Source organism: Corynebacterium xerosis NBRC 16721 = ATCC 373, from assembly GCF_001552415.1.
In the GTDB taxonomy this organism is placed as follows: domain Bacteria; phylum Actinomycetota; class Actinomycetes; order Mycobacteriales; family Mycobacteriaceae; genus Corynebacterium; species Corynebacterium xerosis.
Genome location: NZ_BCRD01000002.1, coordinates 222653 through 238746 on the forward strand (window position 1 = coordinate 222653; position 16094 = coordinate 238746).

At 71.2% G+C, this 16094-nt stretch carries 17 protein-coding genes and 1 tRNA gene; 14 read left to right on the forward strand and 4 right to left on the reverse strand.

All coding sequences use genetic code 11. The features are described 5' to 3' along the window. Positions 1–77: 77 nt before the first annotated feature. The 3 genes from CX1_RS03910 to CX1_RS03920 are packed head-to-tail and all read left to right on the forward strand — an operon-like array spanning position 78 to position 3140. Positions 78–848, forward strand: a complete 771-nt coding sequence (locus CX1_RS03910) for an SDR family oxidoreductase (RefSeq protein ID WP_046650343.1) — start codon at positions 78–80, stop codon at positions 846–848. Between the two features lie 7 nt (positions 849–855). After that, positions 856–2091, forward strand: coding sequence for an acyl-CoA dehydrogenase family protein (locus tag CX1_RS03915; RefSeq protein ID WP_046650344.1), 1236 nt, complete (start codon positions 856–858; stop codon positions 2089–2091). After that, positions 2088–3140: a phosphotransferase family protein gene (locus CX1_RS03920; protein WP_046650345.1), complete on the forward strand. Its 1053-nt coding sequence runs from the start codon at positions 2088–2090 to the stop codon at positions 3138–3140. Before CX1_RS03915 ends, CX1_RS03920 begins: the two co-directional genes overlap by 4 nt. A gap of 31 nt (positions 3141–3171) precedes the next feature. On the opposite strand, the gene CX1_RS03925 is transcribed toward CX1_RS03920, so the two are convergent. Together CX1_RS03925 and CX1_RS03930 are read right to left on the reverse strand one after the other, a co-directional pair. Continuing rightward, on the reverse strand, positions 3172–5124 hold the full coding sequence (locus CX1_RS03925) for an ATP-dependent DNA helicase (RefSeq protein WP_255217639.1): 1953 nt from the start codon (positions 5122–5124) through the stop codon (positions 3172–3174). A 19-nt stretch (positions 5125–5143) separates the two neighbouring features. Beyond that, entirely contained in the window at positions 5144–6466 is a 1323-nt protein-coding gene (locus CX1_RS03930) for a nicotinate phosphoribosyltransferase (protein ID WP_046650346.1), read from the reverse strand. 75 nt (positions 6467–6541) lie between these two features. Here CX1_RS03930 and clpS point away from each other — a divergent pair, with 75 nt between their 5' ends. The 8 genes from clpS to CX1_RS03970 all read left to right on the forward strand — a co-directional run bounded on the left by clpS (position 6542) and on the right by CX1_RS03970 (position 12802). Beyond that, positions 6542–6835, forward strand: coding sequence for an ATP-dependent Clp protease adapter ClpS (clpS, locus tag CX1_RS03935; RefSeq protein ID WP_052753175.1), 294 nt, complete (start codon positions 6542–6544; stop codon positions 6833–6835). A gap of 12 nt (positions 6836–6847) precedes the next feature. Beyond that, positions 6848–7399, forward strand: a complete 552-nt coding sequence (locus CX1_RS03940) for a DUF2017 domain-containing protein (RefSeq protein ID WP_046650347.1) — start codon at positions 6848–6850, stop codon at positions 7397–7399. Continuing rightward, positions 7396–8592, forward strand: a complete 1197-nt coding sequence (locus tag CX1_RS03945) for a P1 family peptidase (RefSeq protein WP_060925313.1) — start codon at positions 7396–7398, stop codon at positions 8590–8592. The genes CX1_RS03940 and CX1_RS03945 overlap by 4 nt, the downstream gene beginning before the upstream one ends. Before the next feature lie 78 nt (positions 8593–8670). Further along, positions 8671–9375, forward strand: coding sequence for a rhomboid family intramembrane serine protease (locus CX1_RS03950; protein WP_255217640.1), 705 nt, complete (start codon positions 8671–8673; stop codon positions 9373–9375). A 77-nt stretch (positions 9376–9452) separates the two neighbouring features. Next, entirely contained in the window at positions 9453–10286 is an 834-nt protein-coding gene (gene murI, locus CX1_RS03955) for a glutamate racemase (protein ID WP_046650364.1), read from the forward strand. 95 nt (positions 10287–10381) lie between these two features. Further along, positions 10382–11119 carry an MBL fold metallo-hydrolase gene (locus CX1_RS03960; protein ID WP_306302935.1) on the forward strand — a complete coding sequence of 246 codons (738 nt, stop codon included), beginning with the start codon at positions 10382–10384 and terminating at the stop codon, positions 11117–11119. Between the two features lie 18 nt (positions 11120–11137). Next, a complete protein-coding gene (rph, locus tag CX1_RS03965; RefSeq protein WP_046650350.1) occupies positions 11138–11908 on the forward strand; it encodes a ribonuclease PH in 771 nt (256 codons plus the stop codon). A gap of 189 nt (positions 11909–12097) precedes the next feature. Further along, positions 12098–12802, forward strand: coding sequence for a non-canonical purine NTP pyrophosphatase (locus tag CX1_RS03970; protein WP_046650351.1), 705 nt, complete (start codon positions 12098–12100; stop codon positions 12800–12802). 126 nt (positions 12803–12928) lie between these two features. Here the strand turns inward: CX1_RS03970 and CX1_RS03975 are convergent, their stop codons facing one another. Together CX1_RS03975 and CX1_RS12265 are read right to left on the reverse strand one after the other, a co-directional pair. Further along, positions 12929–13273, reverse strand: coding sequence for a DUF3817 domain-containing protein (locus CX1_RS03975; RefSeq protein WP_046650366.1), 345 nt, complete (start codon positions 13271–13273; stop codon positions 12929–12931). Positions 13274–13350: 77 nt separating this feature from the next. Then, on the reverse strand, positions 13351–13788 hold the full coding sequence (locus CX1_RS12265; protein ID WP_082719135.1) for a hypothetical protein: 438 nt from the start codon (positions 13786–13788) through the stop codon (positions 13351–13353). Between the two features lie 93 nt (positions 13789–13881). Here CX1_RS12265 and CX1_RS03985 point away from each other — a divergent pair. From CX1_RS03985 to CX1_RS03995, 3 genes are all read left to right on the forward strand, one after another. Then, positions 13882–13963 (forward strand) — tRNA-Leu (locus CX1_RS03985). A 164-nt stretch (positions 13964–14127) separates the two neighbouring features. After that, the gene (locus CX1_RS03990) at positions 14128–14409 is read left to right on the forward strand and encodes a hypothetical protein (RefSeq protein WP_046650352.1); all 282 of its coding nucleotides are present in this window, start codon (positions 14128–14130) and stop codon (positions 14407–14409) included. A gap of 337 nt (positions 14410–14746) precedes the next feature. Then, the gene (locus tag CX1_RS03995) at positions 14747–15853 is read left to right on the forward strand and encodes a DUF559 domain-containing protein (protein WP_146780634.1); all 1107 of its coding nucleotides are present in this window, start codon (positions 14747–14749) and stop codon (positions 15851–15853) included. The last annotated feature ends 241 nt before the right edge of the window (positions 15854–16094 follow it).

Genomic DNA, 16094 nt, shown 5'->3' on the forward strand with positions numbered 1-16094 from the left:
GGTGACTTGAATCACGATTCAATCTAGGCTGGGCCCCGACAGCGCCCGGATGGGGCGCGCGGATGAAAGGACCGGCCATGATCGCTCATGAATTCACCGGAAAGGTCGCCCTGGTCACGGGCGGAACGAGGGGGATCGGCAACGCCACCGCCCGGATCCTCGCCGAGGGCGGAGCGCAGGTGGCCATCACCTCGCGCAAGGCGGAGGCCGCGGAAGCCGCTGCGGCGGAACTGTCGGGGATCACCGGCGGCACGGTCATCGGTCTGGCCGCGCATGCAGGAGAGCCGGACGCCGCCTACGACGCCTGCGCCCGGGTGCGCGCCGAGTTCGGCGGCCTGGACATCCTGGTCAACAACGCCGGCACCAACCCCGCCTACGGGCCCGTGGTGAAGCAGGAGCGCTCGGCGCTGGAGAAGACCTTCGCCATCAACGCCCTGGCCCCGATGAATTGGGTGCGCGTCGCCGTCGGCCACGGCCTGGGGGCGCGGCCCGGCGCGGCGGTGGTCAACGTCGCGTCGATCGGCGCGTGGACCGTCGAGGACGGCCTGGGCGCCTACAACGCGTCGAAGGCGGCGCTGCTGCACGTGACCAAGCAGCTTTCCCGCGAGCTGGCGCCGAACGTGCGGGTCAACTCGGTCTCGCCTGGCGTGGTGCGCACCAAACTCGCCGAGGCGCTGTGGCGCGAGCACGAACCGATGGTGGCCGCCGCGACGCCGCTGGGCCGCATCGGCGAGCCGGACGACGTCGCCGACGTGATCTGCTTCCTCGCCGGCGACGGCGCGCGCTGGATCACCGGCGCGGACCTGGTCGTCGACGGCGGCCAGCTCATCGGCACGGCGGGGATGTAGGGCGGCCATGGATTTCCGCGAATCGGACCGCGCCCGGGAGTACCGCGAACGCCTCGAGGCCTTCATGGACGAGTGCGTGTACCCCGCCGAGGCGACCATCGCCGAGCAGGTCCGCGCCTCCGGCGATCCGCACCACCACCCGGCGGCGATGGAGGAGCTCAAGGCCGAGGCGAAGTCCCGTGGCCTGTGGAACCTCTTCCACCCGCACCCGGGGCGCGGGCCGGGGCTGAGCAACGTCGAGTACGCGCCGCTGGCGGAGATCATGGGCCGCAGCCCCCACATCGCCCCGGAGGCCTGCAATTGCAATGCCCCGGACACCGGCAACATGGAGGTCCTCGAGCTCTACGGCACCGAGGAACACCGGCGGCGGTGGCTCGAACCGCTGTTGGCCGGCGAGATCCGCTCGGCGTTCTGCATGACCGAGCCGGGCGTGGCCTCCTCCGACGCCACCAACGTGGCCATGCGCATGGAGCGCGTCGACGGCGGCTGGAAGCTCAACGGCCGCAAGTGGTTCACCTCCAACGGGATGCACCCGAACCTGCGGGTGCTCATAGTCATGGGCAAGACCTCGCCGGACGCCGAGACCCACCGCCAGCAGTCGATGCTCGTGGTTCCGGCGGATGCGCCGGGCGTGACCGTGCTGCGGGACCTGCCGGTGTTCGGCTTCCACGATCGCGAGGGGCACGCGGAAGTGCTCTTCGACGACGTCGTGGTGCCCGATTTCGACGTGCTGAAGGGAGAAGGAGAGGGATTCCGCATCGCGCAGGACAGGCTCGGCCCCGGACGCATCCACCACTGCATGCGGGCCATCGGCATGGCCGAGCGGGCGCTGGAGATGATGTGCCGGCGTGCGCTGGAGCGGTCGACGTTCGGCACGCTCCTGGCCGACCGCGACAACGTCCGCGACCGCATCGCCCAGGCGCGCATCGACATCGAGATGGCCCGGCTGCTGACGCTCAAGGCCGCGTGGCTGATGGACGAGGCCGGCAACAAGGCCGCCCGCCAGGAGATCGCGGCGATCAAGGTCGCCGCCCCGGCGACGGCGTTGCGGGTGGTCGACCAGGCGATCCAGCTCTTCGGCGGCGAAGGCGTCACCGATGACGTGCCGTTGGCCCAGTTCTGGGCGGGCTTGCGCGCCCTGCGCCTGGCCGACGGCCCAGACGAGGTGCACCTGATGACCATCGCGCGCGGCGAACTCCGCCGATACCGTGGAGACAGGACACCGAAAGGCGGAGAACGATGAACGAGCGAACCGGAACCGGCGACGGCGCCATCACCCCCTTCGACGAGGCCCGGCTGGCCGAGTGGCTGGAAACGTTGCCCGGCGCCACCCGCGGGCCCGTGCGCCTGGAGCGGCTGGGCGCGGGGCAGTCGAACTTGACCTATCTGGCGCGCGATGCGGAGGGGCACGTGGTCGTCGTCAGGCGGCCCCCGATGGGTTCGCTGGCGTCGTCGGCCCATGACGTCGCCCGGGAGGGCAGGATCATGGCGGCGCTGGCCGGCACCGGGGTACCCGTGCCCGAGATCCTCGGCGTGCGGTCCGAACCCGACGTCGCCGAGGTGCCCGTGGTGGCCATGGAGCTCGTCGACGGCACCGCCGTGACCTCGCCGTCGATCGCCGACGAGATGACGGTGGCGGCGCGCCGGGCGGTCGGGGAGGGGCTCATCGACGCGATGGCCGCCATCCACGCCGTCGACTTGGCCGAGGTCGGGCTCGATGGCCTGGCTTCCCACGAACCGTATGCGCCGCGGCAGTTGCGCCGCTGGTCGGGACAGTGGGAGAAGACCCGCACCCGCGACTCCGCGGCGCTCGACGACCTGACCCGCCGGCTGTGGGACGGCGTCCCCGAGCAGGACGCGACCGTGCTCGTGCACGGCGACCTGCATTTGGGCAACGTCATGTGCGACACCGGCACCGGCGAGATCAAGGCCGTCGTCGACTGGGAACTGGCCACGCTGGGCGATCCGCTGGCCGACGTCGGCACCCTGCTGGCCTACTGGCCCGAGCGGGATGGCCTGGTGCTGCCCGGGTTCGGGGCGGCGCTGGCCGAGGGCTTTCCGACGGGGCCGGAGCTCGCGGACCGTTACCTGGCCGCCACCGGCCGCGACCGGGCGGCGCTGGAGTACTGGCGCGTCCTGGGGCTGTGGAAGGTGGCCATCATCGCCGAGGGCGTGGTCCGCCGCGTCCGCGACATGCCCGCCAACGAAGCACCCGTCGGTGCCCCGACCGCGGAGATGGTCGACGGCCTCATCGCCTACGCCACCGGCGCCGCCGACCGCGCGGGGTTGTAGGGGGCGCTGCCAATAGCGGGTGGCGCCGGATTCAGCCCCCGAACCGCTGCGCCACCAGGCGTTCCAGGGCCTTGCGGGCCGTGGCGCCGTCGGTGGTCCGCCAGAACGGCGGCATCGACGCGGCTATCCAGGAGCCGTAGCGCTGCGTGGCCAGGCGGGGGTCCAGCACGGCGACGACTCCGCGGTCGTCGACGGACCGGAGCAGCCGGCCCGCGCCCTGCGCCATGAGCAGAGCGGCGTGGGTGGCGGAGACCTCCATGAAACCGCTGCGGCCCGCCTCGTTGGCGGCGTCGGAACGCGCGGACAACAGCGGGTCGTCGGGGCGTGGGAACGGGATCCGGTCGATGACCACCAGCGACAGCGCCGGTCCGGGGACGTCGACGCCCTGCCACAGCGTCAGGGTGCCGAAAAGGCACGAGTTCTCCGAGGCCGCGAACTTCTCCACCAGATTGCCGATGGCGTCGTCGCCCTGGCACATCACGTCGAAGGGGAGGCGCTTGCGCATTTCCTCGGCCGCCGCCTCCGCGCCGCGGCGCGAGGAGAACAGGCCCAACGTGCGCCCGCCCGCGGCCTTGATCAGCTCGGCCATTTCGTCCATGACCTTCGGATCCGTGCCGTCGCGGCCGGGCTTGGGCAGGTGCCGGGCGACGTAGAGGATCCCGGACTTGGCCGGATCGAAGGGCGTGCCCACGTCCATGCCGTCCCATTGCCCCTTCGGCAGGCCCCACGTCGCGGCCATCGCGTCGAAGCGGCCGCCCAACGCCAGCGTCGCCGAGGTCAGCACCACCGTGTTCTCGCCGAACAGCCGCTCGCGCAGCAGATCCGACACCGTCAGCGGAGCCACGCACAGCGCCCGCCGATCGGTCATCCACACCACGTCGGCCTCGTCGAGGGCGAGCATCCGCACCGCGGCGTCGTGCATGTTCTCCAGCGCGGCGCGAACGGTCTGACGCTCGGTGGCGTCGCCCTCCTGGCCCGTGGCCAGCGCCGTCTGCGTCTTCCACAGCGCGTCGCGCAGGGCGGTCAGGGGCACGCCGACGTCCGGGGGAATCTCGTCCCAGCGGCCCACGCCGTCGTCGCCAAGCGACACCAGCGCCTCCTGCAGCATTCCCGCCGCGTCCTCCAGATCCGCCGCCTGCTCGGCGGCGCCGACCTTCTTCGCGCGCTTGGCCGTCAACGTGATGCCGGTGGCGGTGAGCTCCTCGGTGGCCACGGAGGTGATGCGGCCGTCGAGCTCATGGGCCTCGTCGACGATGACGTGGGAATGCTCCGGCAGGATCAGACCATCGGACATCGCGTCGATGGCCAGCAGCGCATGGTTGGTCACCACCACGTCGACGCCGGCGGCGCGGGCCTTCGCGGCCTCGGCGAAACAGGACTCGCCCATCGGGCACTTCGCCGCGCCCACGCACTCCCGCGAGGTCACCGACACCTGCCGCCAGGCCATGTCGGATACGCCGCGCGGAAGGGAATCGCGGTCGCCGTCCTCGGTCTCGCCGGCCCATTCGCGCAGCTCCAGGACCTGGGCCGCCGTGCGCGACAGCGCCGAAGGGTCGATGAGAGCGCCGGTGTCGCCGATGCCGTCGTCCTGGTCCAGCGGCACCTCGGCGACCTTGTTCTGGCACAGGTAGTTGTTGCGGCCCTTGAGGATCGCGAACGTCGGCCGCCGCGACAGATGCGGCTCCAGCGCGTCGGCCAGGCGCGGCAGATCGCGCTCGACGAGCTGGCGCTGCAGTGCGATCGTCGCCGTCGAGACGATCACGGCTTCGTCGTCCTCCATCGCCCGCACGATCGCGGGGATCAGATACGCCAGCGACTTGCCGGTGCCGGTGCCGGCCTGGACCGCCAGGTGGCGGCCGGCGTCGAGCGCCTCGTGGACCGACCGGGCCATCTTCACCTGCCCGGACCGCTCCTTGCCGCCCAGGGCGGCGACGGCGTGGCCGAGCAGGGCCTCGACGCCGTCGGGGGACGCGGGGTCGTCGATCGCGTCGTGCACCGCGGGATCAGACACCGGCGAAGCGGACGTGCAGGACCGGCTCGTCGCGGGACAGGGCCAGGCCCTCCCACGGCAGGGAGATCAGGGCGCGGGCCAGGTGGTCGCGGCTGTCCTCGAGCGTCGGCAGGCCGTCGGAAAGCTCGCCGCCGCGCACCATCGGGATGGTCAGGTCGACGGCGTCGAGCGTGCCGGTGTCCGGGGCGTCGCTGCCCAGCGGGAAGGCGATTTCCTCCACGGCCGTGCCGGACCGCCGGCAGGCGCGCACCGCGGCCTTGGCTCCGCCGTGGCTCTTCTTGTCGCGGGATCGCTTGGCGACGGGCACCCCGTCGACCTCGACCAGCTTGTAGACCAACCCGGCCGTCGGCGCCCCGGAACCGGTGACCACGGACGTGCCCACGCCGTAGACGTCGACGGGCTCGGCGCGCAGCGCGGCGATGGCGAATTCGTCGAGGTCGGAGGACACGACGATGCGGGTGTTGTGGGCGCCCAGGCCGTCGAGCTGCTGGCGGACCTGGCGGGCCAGCACGCCCAGGTCACCGGAGTCGATGCGCACCGCGCCGAGCTCCGGGCCGGCGACCTCGATGGCGGTGGCCACGCCGGCGGTGATGTCGTAGGTGTCCACCAGCAGCGTGGTGTCCAGGCCCAGGGTCTCGACCTGCGCGCGGAAGGCCCCGGCCTCGTCGGGCGTGCCGTCGGCGTTGGTGTGCAGCAGCGTCCACGAGTGCGCGGCGGTGCCGGAGGCGGGGATGCCGTAGCGGGCGGCGGCCTCCAGGTTCGACGTGGCGGTGAATCCGGCCAGGTAGGAGGCGCGGGCGGCGGTGACCGCGGCGTCTTCGTGGGTGCGGCGCGAGCCCATCTCGATGATTGGCCGCCCGCCGGCGGCGGTGACCATGCGCGCGGCGGCCGAGGCGATGGCGGAGTCGGCGTTGAGGATCGACAGGATCACCGTCTCCAGGATCACGCACTCGGCGAAGGTGCCGCGCACGGTGAGGATCGGGGAGGCGGGGAAGTACAGCTCGCCCTCGCGGTATCCGTCGATGTCGCCGTTGAACCGGTAGTTGCGCAGGTAGTCCAGCGTCGCGTCGTCGAGGAAGTCCAGCGTCGCCAGCTGGTCCTCGGTGAACCGGAAGCGCGAGATGGCGTCGAGGACGCGGGCGGTGCCGGCGACGACGCCGTAGCGGCGCTCGTTGGGCAGCCGGCGGCCGAAGACCTCGAACGCGCACTGCCGGTCCGCCGTGCCGTCGCGGAGGGACGCCTGCAGCATGGTCAGCTCGTACTTGTCCGTCAGCAGGGCGGTCGACTCTGTGGTGGGGGAGGTCGGATTCGTCACGGGGCCGAGTCTAGCGGGGCGCGGCGCCGGGGTGGCCCGGTGCACGCGATCGCCCGCGTCGTTATCCTTGGGCGCATGACCATGCCAGCCGCCACCCCGATGGGCGTCATCGACGCCGAGACCGTGACCGAGTCGAATCGGCCATGGCAGTGCGTCGTGTGGGACGACCCGGTCAATTCGATGAGCTACGTGACCTACGTGTTCCAGATGTTGTTCGGCATGGACCGCAAGAAGGCCCACGAGTTGATGCTGAAGGTGCACAACGAGGGCAAGGCCGTCGTGTCGTCGGGTGAGCGCGACAAGGTGGAGTCAGACGTGAAGAAGCTGCACAAGGCGGGCCTGTGGGCCACCATGCAGCAAGCCGATTAGAGGAGATTGCCCATGCGCCCCTGGAAGAGGAAGCGGGGGATGCTGCGAGGCGGCGCCCGGTACGTCACGGTCCTGGAGCCGGCGGAGCGCGCGTTGCTGGGGGAGTTGTCGGCCACGGTCGCCGATGCGTTGATCGGGCGCGCGCGGTCGGCGCCGAAGGATGAGTTGTCGGAGCTGACGGGCATGCCGTCGGGTCATGCGGAGGCGCCGGAGGATCCGCGCCTGGCCCGCCTGCTGCCGGATTTCGCCGCGGAGGGCGATGAGTCGGTGGAGGGCGAGAATCAGCTGATGCGCCAGCTCCACGAGTCGGAGATCGTCAAGGGCAAGCTGACGGATCTGCGGGCGATCATCGAGGCCCTGGAGCCGGCCGACAACGGCCAGGTATCGCTGACCGAGGAGCAGGCGAACCAGTGGATCGCGGCGATCAACAGCCTGCGCCTGTACCTCCATGCCGCGTTGGAGGGCCATGACGGCCCGATCGCGAAGGCGGAGGAGACCGATGCGATGTACCAGTGGCTCAGCTACAACCAGGAGTCGCTGGTGCAGGAGCTGATGCGGGAATGACCGGGCCCGCCGTCGCATCCGCGTCGTTCGGGGGCCGCTTGACGACGGGGCCGGCCGCAGATCCGTCCCGCCTCCCCGGAGTTTCCGTCGGGCACGCATCCGCCGCGGACACCGGCGTCACCGTCGTCGCCTGCCCCGAGGGTGCGGTCGCGGCGGTGGACGTGCGCGGCGGCGGCCCCGGCACCCGGGAGACCGATCTGCTGGAGCCGCACAACACGGTGCGCGAGGCTCACGCGATCGTCTTGTCGGGCGGTTCGGCCTTCGGGCTCGCCGCGGCCGACGGCGTCATGCGCGGCCTGGCCGAGCGCGGCCACGGGTTCGGCGTCACCGAGGAGTTCCCCGACGTCCGCGTGCCCATCGTGCCGGCGGCCGTGATCTTCGATCTGCTGCTCGGCGAGCGCCACGTGCCCGACGCCGACATGGGCCGCGCCGCCTTGGCCGACGCCCTCGACGGCTCCGAAGCCGACACCGACTCCGATGCCGGCTCAGGTGCCGGCTCCGATGCTGGCTACAACTCTGGTTCCGACTCGGGTTCCGGCTGCGTCGGCGCCGGCACGGGCGCGATGGCCGGGGCGATCAAGGGCGGCGTGGGCCGCGCGGCGGTGACGCTGGCCGACGGTTCGACCGTCGCCGCCATCGTCGTGGCCAATCCCATGGGCGCCGTCGCGGGGCCCGATGGCCGGCTGTGGGCCGACCCGGGCCGCGGCGTCATCCCCGAATCCGCGCTGGCGGCGATCGGGGAGCGGTTCGTCGGGCTGACCAAGGTCCCGGTGCCGAAAGACGCCGCCGGAGGTGGCGGCGATGGGGCCGTCGGAAAGCTCAACACCACCATCGGGTGCATCGTCACCGACGCCGCGCTGACGCAGGACCAGGCGAAACGGTTGGCCATGGCCGGGCACGACGGCCTGGCCCGCGCGATCCGCCCCGCGCACCTGCCCATGGACGGCGACACCCTGTTTTGCCTCGCGACGGGAACGTTCCGCGCGGCCGGCGCGTTGGAGGGGGAGAAGGACCCGGCGGGGCCGTCGGCAAGCGATTCCGTCGACCCGGCGGTGCTGGCGCTGCTGTCCGCGGCTGCGGCCGACGCCGTCGAGCACGCCATCGTCGACGCCGTCACTGCGGCCGAGTCGAGGGCGGGCGTGCCGTCGTTCACCGACCTGATCCAGCCCGGGCGCGCCGGGCACGCGGGGTAAGCGGGACCGGCCCACCGGCCGCACCGCCCGCCATGCCCGCCCGGCCCCGAAACCCGAAAGGACCCCACCACAGTGACCATGCAGCCCGGACCCAGGGGACGGCGACCCGACCCGTACGCCCGGGGCCCGGGATACGGGGCCAACCCGTTCGCGGGGCCCGGCGCCGGCGCGGGCGTTCCCGCGCGGCGACGCACCAACGCCGTCGCGCCGAGGACCGCCGATGGTGGCATCGGCTCGGCCCTGAGCACCGCCATCGGGTTCACCGTGGTGACGTGGGCGGTGTTCTTCATCAACCAGATCGTGTTCCTCGGCGGGCTCAACCAGCTGCTGGGGCTGCGGCCGCTGGACACGCAGGGACTGTGGGGCATCCTCTTCGCCCCGGTGCTCCACGCCGACATGCAGCACCTCATGGCCAACACCGTGCCCGCCGCGTTGTTCGCCGGGCTCATCGCCTTCACGTCGAAGAAGCTGTGGTGGCAGGTCACGGCCATCGTCATGGTGGTCTCCGGCGTGGCCACGTGGTTCATCGGCGGCGTCGGCACCGCCCACGTCGGCGCCTCCGGCCTGGTCTACGGCTGGCTGGCGTTCCTCATCGCGCGCGGCTTCTACAACCGCGCCCCGGGCCAGATCCTGCTGGGCATGATCCTCGGCTTCGGCTACTCCGGCCTGATCTGGGGCGTGTTCCCCACCGAACTCGGCGTCAGCTGGCAGATGCACCTCTTCGGGGCCATCGGCGGCGTCCTCGCCGCATCCATGCTCAAGCGGGGGAGGGCGGCGCGGTGAGCGTCGCAAAGCAGGGAAGGGACGCGAAAGGAATAATGACCCAGCGGGACGAGAACCAGCCGGACCTGAGCCCGGACATGACCCAGGACGGCGACCGGCCGGCGATCGACCGCACCGCGCCCATCGGCGTCTTCGACTCCGGCGTCGGCGGGCTGACCGTCGCGCGCGCCATCGTCGACCAGTTGCCCCACGAGTCGATGATCTACGTCGGCGACACCGCCAACGGGCCCTACGGGCCGCTGCGCATCGCCGAAGTGCGCGAGCACGCCGAAGCCATCGCCGACGACCTCGTCGCCCGCGGCTGCAAAATGATCGTCATCGCCTGCAACACCGCCTCCGCCGCCTTCCTGCGCGACGCCCGCGAGCGCTACCCCGTCCCCGTCGTCGAGGTCATCCTGCCCGCCGTGCGCCGCGCGGTGTCGGCGACCCGCAACGGCAAAGTCGGTGTCATCGGCACCGCGGCGACCATCCGCTCCCGCGCGTACCAGGACCTGTTCGACGCGGTGCCCGGCGTCGACGTCTCCGCCACCGACTGCCCGCGCTTCGTCGACTTCGTCGAACGCGGCATCACCTCGGGTCGGCAGATCCTCGGCCTGGCCGAGGGGTACCTGGCCCCGCTGCAGGCCGACGGCGTGGACACCCTCGTCCTCGGCTGCACCCACTACCCGCTGCTGTCCGGCGTGGTGCAGCTGGCCATGGGCGACGACGTCACCCTGGTGTCCTCGGCGGAGGAAACCGCCAAGGACGTGCTGCGCACCCTGACCAAACTCGACCTGCTCGCCGACCCCGAAACGGATCCGCCGCCGACGCGGATCTTCGAATCCACCGGCGACCCCGAGATGTTCCAGCGCCTGGCCGCGCGGTTCCTCGGCCCCGCGATCACGGACGTCAGCCCCCACGCCGGGCACTGATCCCGCGGCCGATTCGGAGCGTCGGCATGCCCCATGCCGGGGTGGCGTGGCATTGTGGGGTTATGAAAGTGACGGTACTGGGATGCACGGGGAGCATGGGCGGCCCCGACGCGGCGGCCTCCGGATTCCTCGTCGAGTCGGGCGTTGGCGCCGATGACCGGGCGTTCGTCATGGACTTCGGCCCCGGCGTGCTCGGGGAGCTGCAGAAGTACCGCGACCCCGCGGAGCTGGACATCGTGCTGACCCACCTGCACGCCGACCACTGCCTGGACATCCCGGGTCTGCTGGTCTGGCGCAGGTTCCACCCGAACAAACCGTCGGCGCACCGCAACTTGCTGTGGGGCCCCGCCGACACCGCCGACCGTCTGGGGCACGCCTCCGCCGACACCGGCGACGGCTTCGACGACCTCGGCGACACCTTCGACATCCGCGCCATCGCCGAACGCACGCCGTTCGACGTCGCCGGACTGACCGTCGAGGCGTTCCCCATGGTCCACCCGATCGAAGCGTGGGGCTTCCGCATCACCGGGCCCAACGGAACCATCGCCTACACCGGCGACACCGGCTGGACCGACGCCGTGATCGACCTGGCGCGCGACGCCGACGTGCTGATCTGCGAGGCCACCTGGTGCGGCGACGGCGAAGACAAGCCCGCCGACATGCACCTGTCCGGCGCCGAAGCCGGCCGTGCCGCCGCGTTGGCCGGGGCGGGGAAGCTGGTGCTGACCCACATCCCGCCCTACGGCGACCCCGACGGTGCGCTGGCCGCCGCCCGCGCCGAATTCGACGGGCCCATCGAGCTGGCCCGCCCCGGGATGGTCATCGAACCGTAGGGCGGTACCGTTGGGGCCATGACTTCTGATTTCACCCGCGCCGACGGCCGCGCCGGCGACGAGATGCGCAAGGTTTCCATCACCCGCGGTTTCACCGACAACCCCGCCGGATCGGTGCTGGTGTGCTTCGGCAACACCCGCGTGATGTGCACCGCCTCCGTCGAGCAGTCCGTGCCCCGCTTCAAGCGCGATTCCGGCGAGGGCTGGTTGACCGCCGAGTACTCGATGCTGCCGGCCGCCACCCACGACCGCATGCCCCGCGAGTCCATGCGCGGCAAGGTCAAGGGCCGCACCCACGAGATCTCCCGCCTGGTCGGCCGCGCCCTGCGCGCCGCCGTCGACCTGGGGCAGCTCGGCGAGAACACCATCAACATCGACTGCGACGTGCTGCAGGCCGACGGCGGCACCCGCACCGCCGCGATCACCGGCGCCTACGTCGCGCTGGCCGACGCCCTGACCTACCTCCACGCTGCGGGCGCCGTGCCGGGCGCGCCGCTGAAGTCCCCGGTCGCCGCGGTGTCCGTGGGCGTCATCGACGGCAAGGTCTGCCTGGACCTGCCGTACGAGGAGGACTCCCGAGCCGACGTCGACTTCAACGTCGTCATGACCGCCGAGGGCAAGTACGTGGAGATCCAGGGCACCGGCGAGGCCGCCACCTTCGGCCGCGATCAGCTCGACGCCATGCTCGACGTCGCGGGCAAGGGCCTGCGCGAGCTCATCGAGCTGCAGCAGGAGGTCCTGCGCGCGCCGTACCCGGGCGAGCTGCCCGACGGCCGCGTCCAGGCCTAGCAGCCGGGCCCGCCATGTTTCCGGCATGTTTCGCGGGCCTCACGTTTTGACGGCGATGTGCACCGCGCCGCCGTTGGTACGTGACGTGAAGCCCACATGGTGGAAAACTGGAGGGCGGACGACGCACCAATCGTCGCGTCGGCGGCGCACCACGCCGCCGGGCATCCGACCACGGGAAGGGGAAAGGCGATGAAACTTCTGGTCGCCACCCGCAACAAGAAGAAGCTGGGCGAGCTCGCCCGGCTGCTCGAGGGAGCCGGCGTCGAGGGCGTCGAGCTGCTGTCCATCGACGACGTCGACGAGTACCCCGAGCGGCCGGAGGACGGGCGCACCTTCGAGGCCAACGCCCTGATCAAGGCCCACGACGGCGCCGATGCAACCGGCCTTCCCTGCCTGGCCGACGACTCCGGCCTGTCCGTCGACGAGCTCAACGGCATGCCCGGCGTGCTCTCCGCCCGCTGGTCCGGCGGCCACGGCGACGACGCCGCGAACAACGCCCTGCTGCTGGGCCAGCTGCGCGACATCCCGGACAACCGCCGTGGCGCGTCCTTCGTGTCCTCGGTCGTCCTCGTCGTCCCCGGCGCCGGCGAAGTCGGCGACGGCGTCGCCCCCGACTCCGGCGACGGCGACCTGGTCCTGTCGTTCCACGGAGAGTGGCGCGGTCACGTCCTCGACGAGGAACGCGGCGACGGCGGCTTCGGCTACGACCCGCTGTTCGTCCCCCGCGAGGAAGACTCCCGCGTCAAGGCCGGCCGCGACGTCGACGAACTCGGCGCCGACGCCCGCACCGCCGCGCAGCTGACGCCCGACGAAAAGGACGCCATCAGCCACCGCGGCCGCGCGCTGCGCCAGCTCGTCCCCGAGCTCGCCCGCCTGGCCCGGACGCTGGGCTGATCCCGCGCGGGTGCGCCACGCCCGCTGGGACCCACGCCCCGCTAGGACCCACGCCCCGCCACGCAAACGCCGCGCCCCGCATTCCACGATGGGAATGCGGGGCGTCGGGCCGTCGTCAAGCGAAAATCAGTCCAGCGCGAAAGCGGCCTTGACCTCCTCGCGGCGCTTGCGCTCCACGAAGAAGGACAGCAGCGGCACCACGCCGCCCAGCGCCGTGATGATCCACTTGCCCGGCGTCCACCGCGCCTTCGTGCCCAGGTTCACGATCGCGATGAGGAACGCCATGTACGCGAACCCGTGGATCTGCGCGATGAAGAAGAACCAGCCCGGGGCCTCCTGGCCCTCCGGCATGATCAGGTACTTGTAGATCATCTCCGCCACCAGCACCAGCAGCATCACGCCGGTGATGTACGCGGTGATGGAAAACGCGGTCAGCGCGGTCTTGACGCGGCGCTGGCGATTCGGGTGGATGGCGCGGCCGTCGGTCGCCGGGGCGGTGTTCGGCTGGACCTGGTCGCTGCGCTGGTCGCGGGCCTGATTCGGGTCGGTCACTTCTTCTCCTCGTCGACGGGTGCGTCGGTGATGGCGGTGTGGTCGTCTGCGGTCGTGGCCGCCGGCGCGGCGCCGGGGCGGGTCGGCAGGAAGTCCTCGGGGATCTCGGTCATGTCGCCGTCGCGGACGGTGACGCCGGCTTCCTCGTTGCCCTCGAACTTCTCGCGCTCGTACTGCATGTACTTGCGGTACGCCCAAATGAAGAAGATGCCGAAGGCCGGCCACTGCAGCGCGTAGCCGAGGTTCTGGAAGGAGCTGGTGGAGCTCCAGCGGCTGAGCTGCCAGTAGGCCAGCGCGAGCGTCGCGACGACCGCGGCGGCCAGGAAAATCAGCTGGATGATCCGCGTGCGCCGCTTGAACGGGCCGTTCGCCCGCCCGTGCGCCGCGGACTCCGCGTTCGGGTGCGACTGGGACTCTTGCCTGGTGGATGACACGCCCACCAGCCTAACCGGTTACGATTGTCGGGGCCCGCACCACCCGCCGATATCCCCTCCGGGGTACCCGGCGCGACGGTGGCGGCGGGACCGGCGCCCGTGGCGGAACTGGCAGACGCGCAGGATTTAGGTTCCTGTGCCCGAGGGCGTGGGGGTTCAAGTCCCCCCGGGCGCACCGGATTTCAGGGGCCCGGGCCCGACTTCGCGGTCGGGTCCGGGACTTTCGCCGTGCGGCTTGTGGGGCGCAGTTGCTTCGCGGCCTTCGTGCGCTGCTGCGTTTGCGCTTGTGGCGTTTGTGCTTGCGGTGATTCTGCTTTGCGACGGCTATGGTGCCGTGACATGAGCATCTCCATGCACATCGACGAATACATGGCGCGGCGCGGGATCACGCCCGACGACACGGTCGTCGTCGACGACCCCTGCGCCGTTTTCGACGGCGCCGTGGAGAAGGCCGACGGCCTCGAGGACGAAATCGCCCGCCGCGCCGGACTCGTCGGCGATGCCGGTGGGGTGGACGCCGGGCTGGCCGTCACCGCCGAGGAGGCCGACCGCGACCGCCGGGGCGATACCGAGGCACGGCTGGCCCGCGCCGCCAGCACGGTGCGGGATCTGCTCGGCTGATTCGCGCGCGCCGAATTGCGTGCGGCAGGGAACTGGGCCGCGGTGCCCGCCTGCACGCTGGATCGGGTGCGCGGCGACGGACCTGCGCGGCGAGCCGCCCGCGCGTCGAATCAGGTGCGCGGCGACGGACCTGCTCGGCGGTCGCGGTGCGGTGGGCGTCGTCAAGCAACCGTTCGTGCCAAGGAGACGCCACGTTTATCGGACACCTGGGCAAACGCGGATGGCGACGGGCGTTGGGATCTCCTTGGCATGAAACCTTGGCAGGGAAAGCTGCCGGCCGGCATTCGCCCCGTCTCCACGGCATGCGGGGCCGCTACTCGCGTGCGAGAGTGTCGGCATGGGGATCGAATCGGGGGGTTCGCGCCGCATCGGCGCGCGAAACGGCATGTCCGGCGGTGGCCGCGGTCGTGGAACCGGCAGTGCGACCAATGCGGTACCGGCTCAGCGTGCGACCGCCGGGGTGCGGAGAAAGCCGACGGCGCTGCGCGACGGCGGCATGCGCGACGGGACGTCCATGGCCGAGATCGGGCAACTGCGCCGGCGGAGCGAACTCCTCGACGATGGCCTCACCCGGCACGAAATCAGCCGAGCCGAAACCGAGGGGTGGTTGGTGCGGGAGGGGCGCTCGACGTATCGCTTCGCGGTCGCGGGGCAGAGGCTGCGGATGGAGCTGGTGCATCTGCGGGCGCCCGATGCCGTGTTCTCGCACCGCATCGCCGCATTCGAGCACGGGCTGCTGCGCAACCCGCCGGCTCGTCTGGACGTGATCGTGCCCCGGGGTCGAGGGAGCGTGGCCGGCGCCCACGTGTGGCGGCGGGATCAGGTGCAGTCGATGCGGTGCCGGGGTATGCCGGTGACGTCCGTCGCGGAGACGCTCGCGGACATGCTGGGCGAGTGGGGCGAAGAAGTCACGGCGCGGATCGTCGACGACAGGTTTCCGACTCCGGAATCGCGGGCGGGGCTGTTCGCCGATCTTGAGGTGCTGCCCGCGCATAAACGAACGAGGCTCGGGCCGATCCTGCGGTGGGCGCCGGTCGACCGCAGGTCCAAGGCGGAGGGCAGGATCGCGCGGGCGTTGCAGTTGCGCGGCTACGACATCACTCTGAACGTGCGGATCGGTCCATATATATGGGACATCGTGCACGAGGGGGCACGGTTGGTCATCGAGTACGACTCGCGTCGGCATCACGACGACTCGCAGGCGTTCCGCATCGATCGCGCTCGGCAGAACAACCTCATTCGCCGCGATTACCGGATTCTTCGTTACGTCGACGATGACGTGGAGCTGCGCTTCGACAGGTTCATCGACGAGATCTGCTCGACCATCGATTGGTTGCTGGGGCAGCCGTTGCGCGAGGGGCCGTGGGATGCCGGGCATTGCGAGGATCTCTACGTCGATCGCCAGATCCACTGGGAGCAGCACAACCAAAAGGCGTGGCCGTAATGGTGAGAGTTTGCGGCAGGCGATTCGTGCCAAGGAGACGCCACGTTTATCGGCCACCTGGGCAAACACAGATATCGACGCGGCGACGGTATCTCCGTGGCACGAAACGGTGCGCGATTGCTTGACGACGGTCCGACGCGGGCGGGAAGGGGTGTGCGAGGGAGGGGCTTGCGGGCGTGAAGAGGTGCGGACTAAGGGCTGGCGGGCATTAAGAGGTGCGGGGCTAAGGACCGTCGGGCGT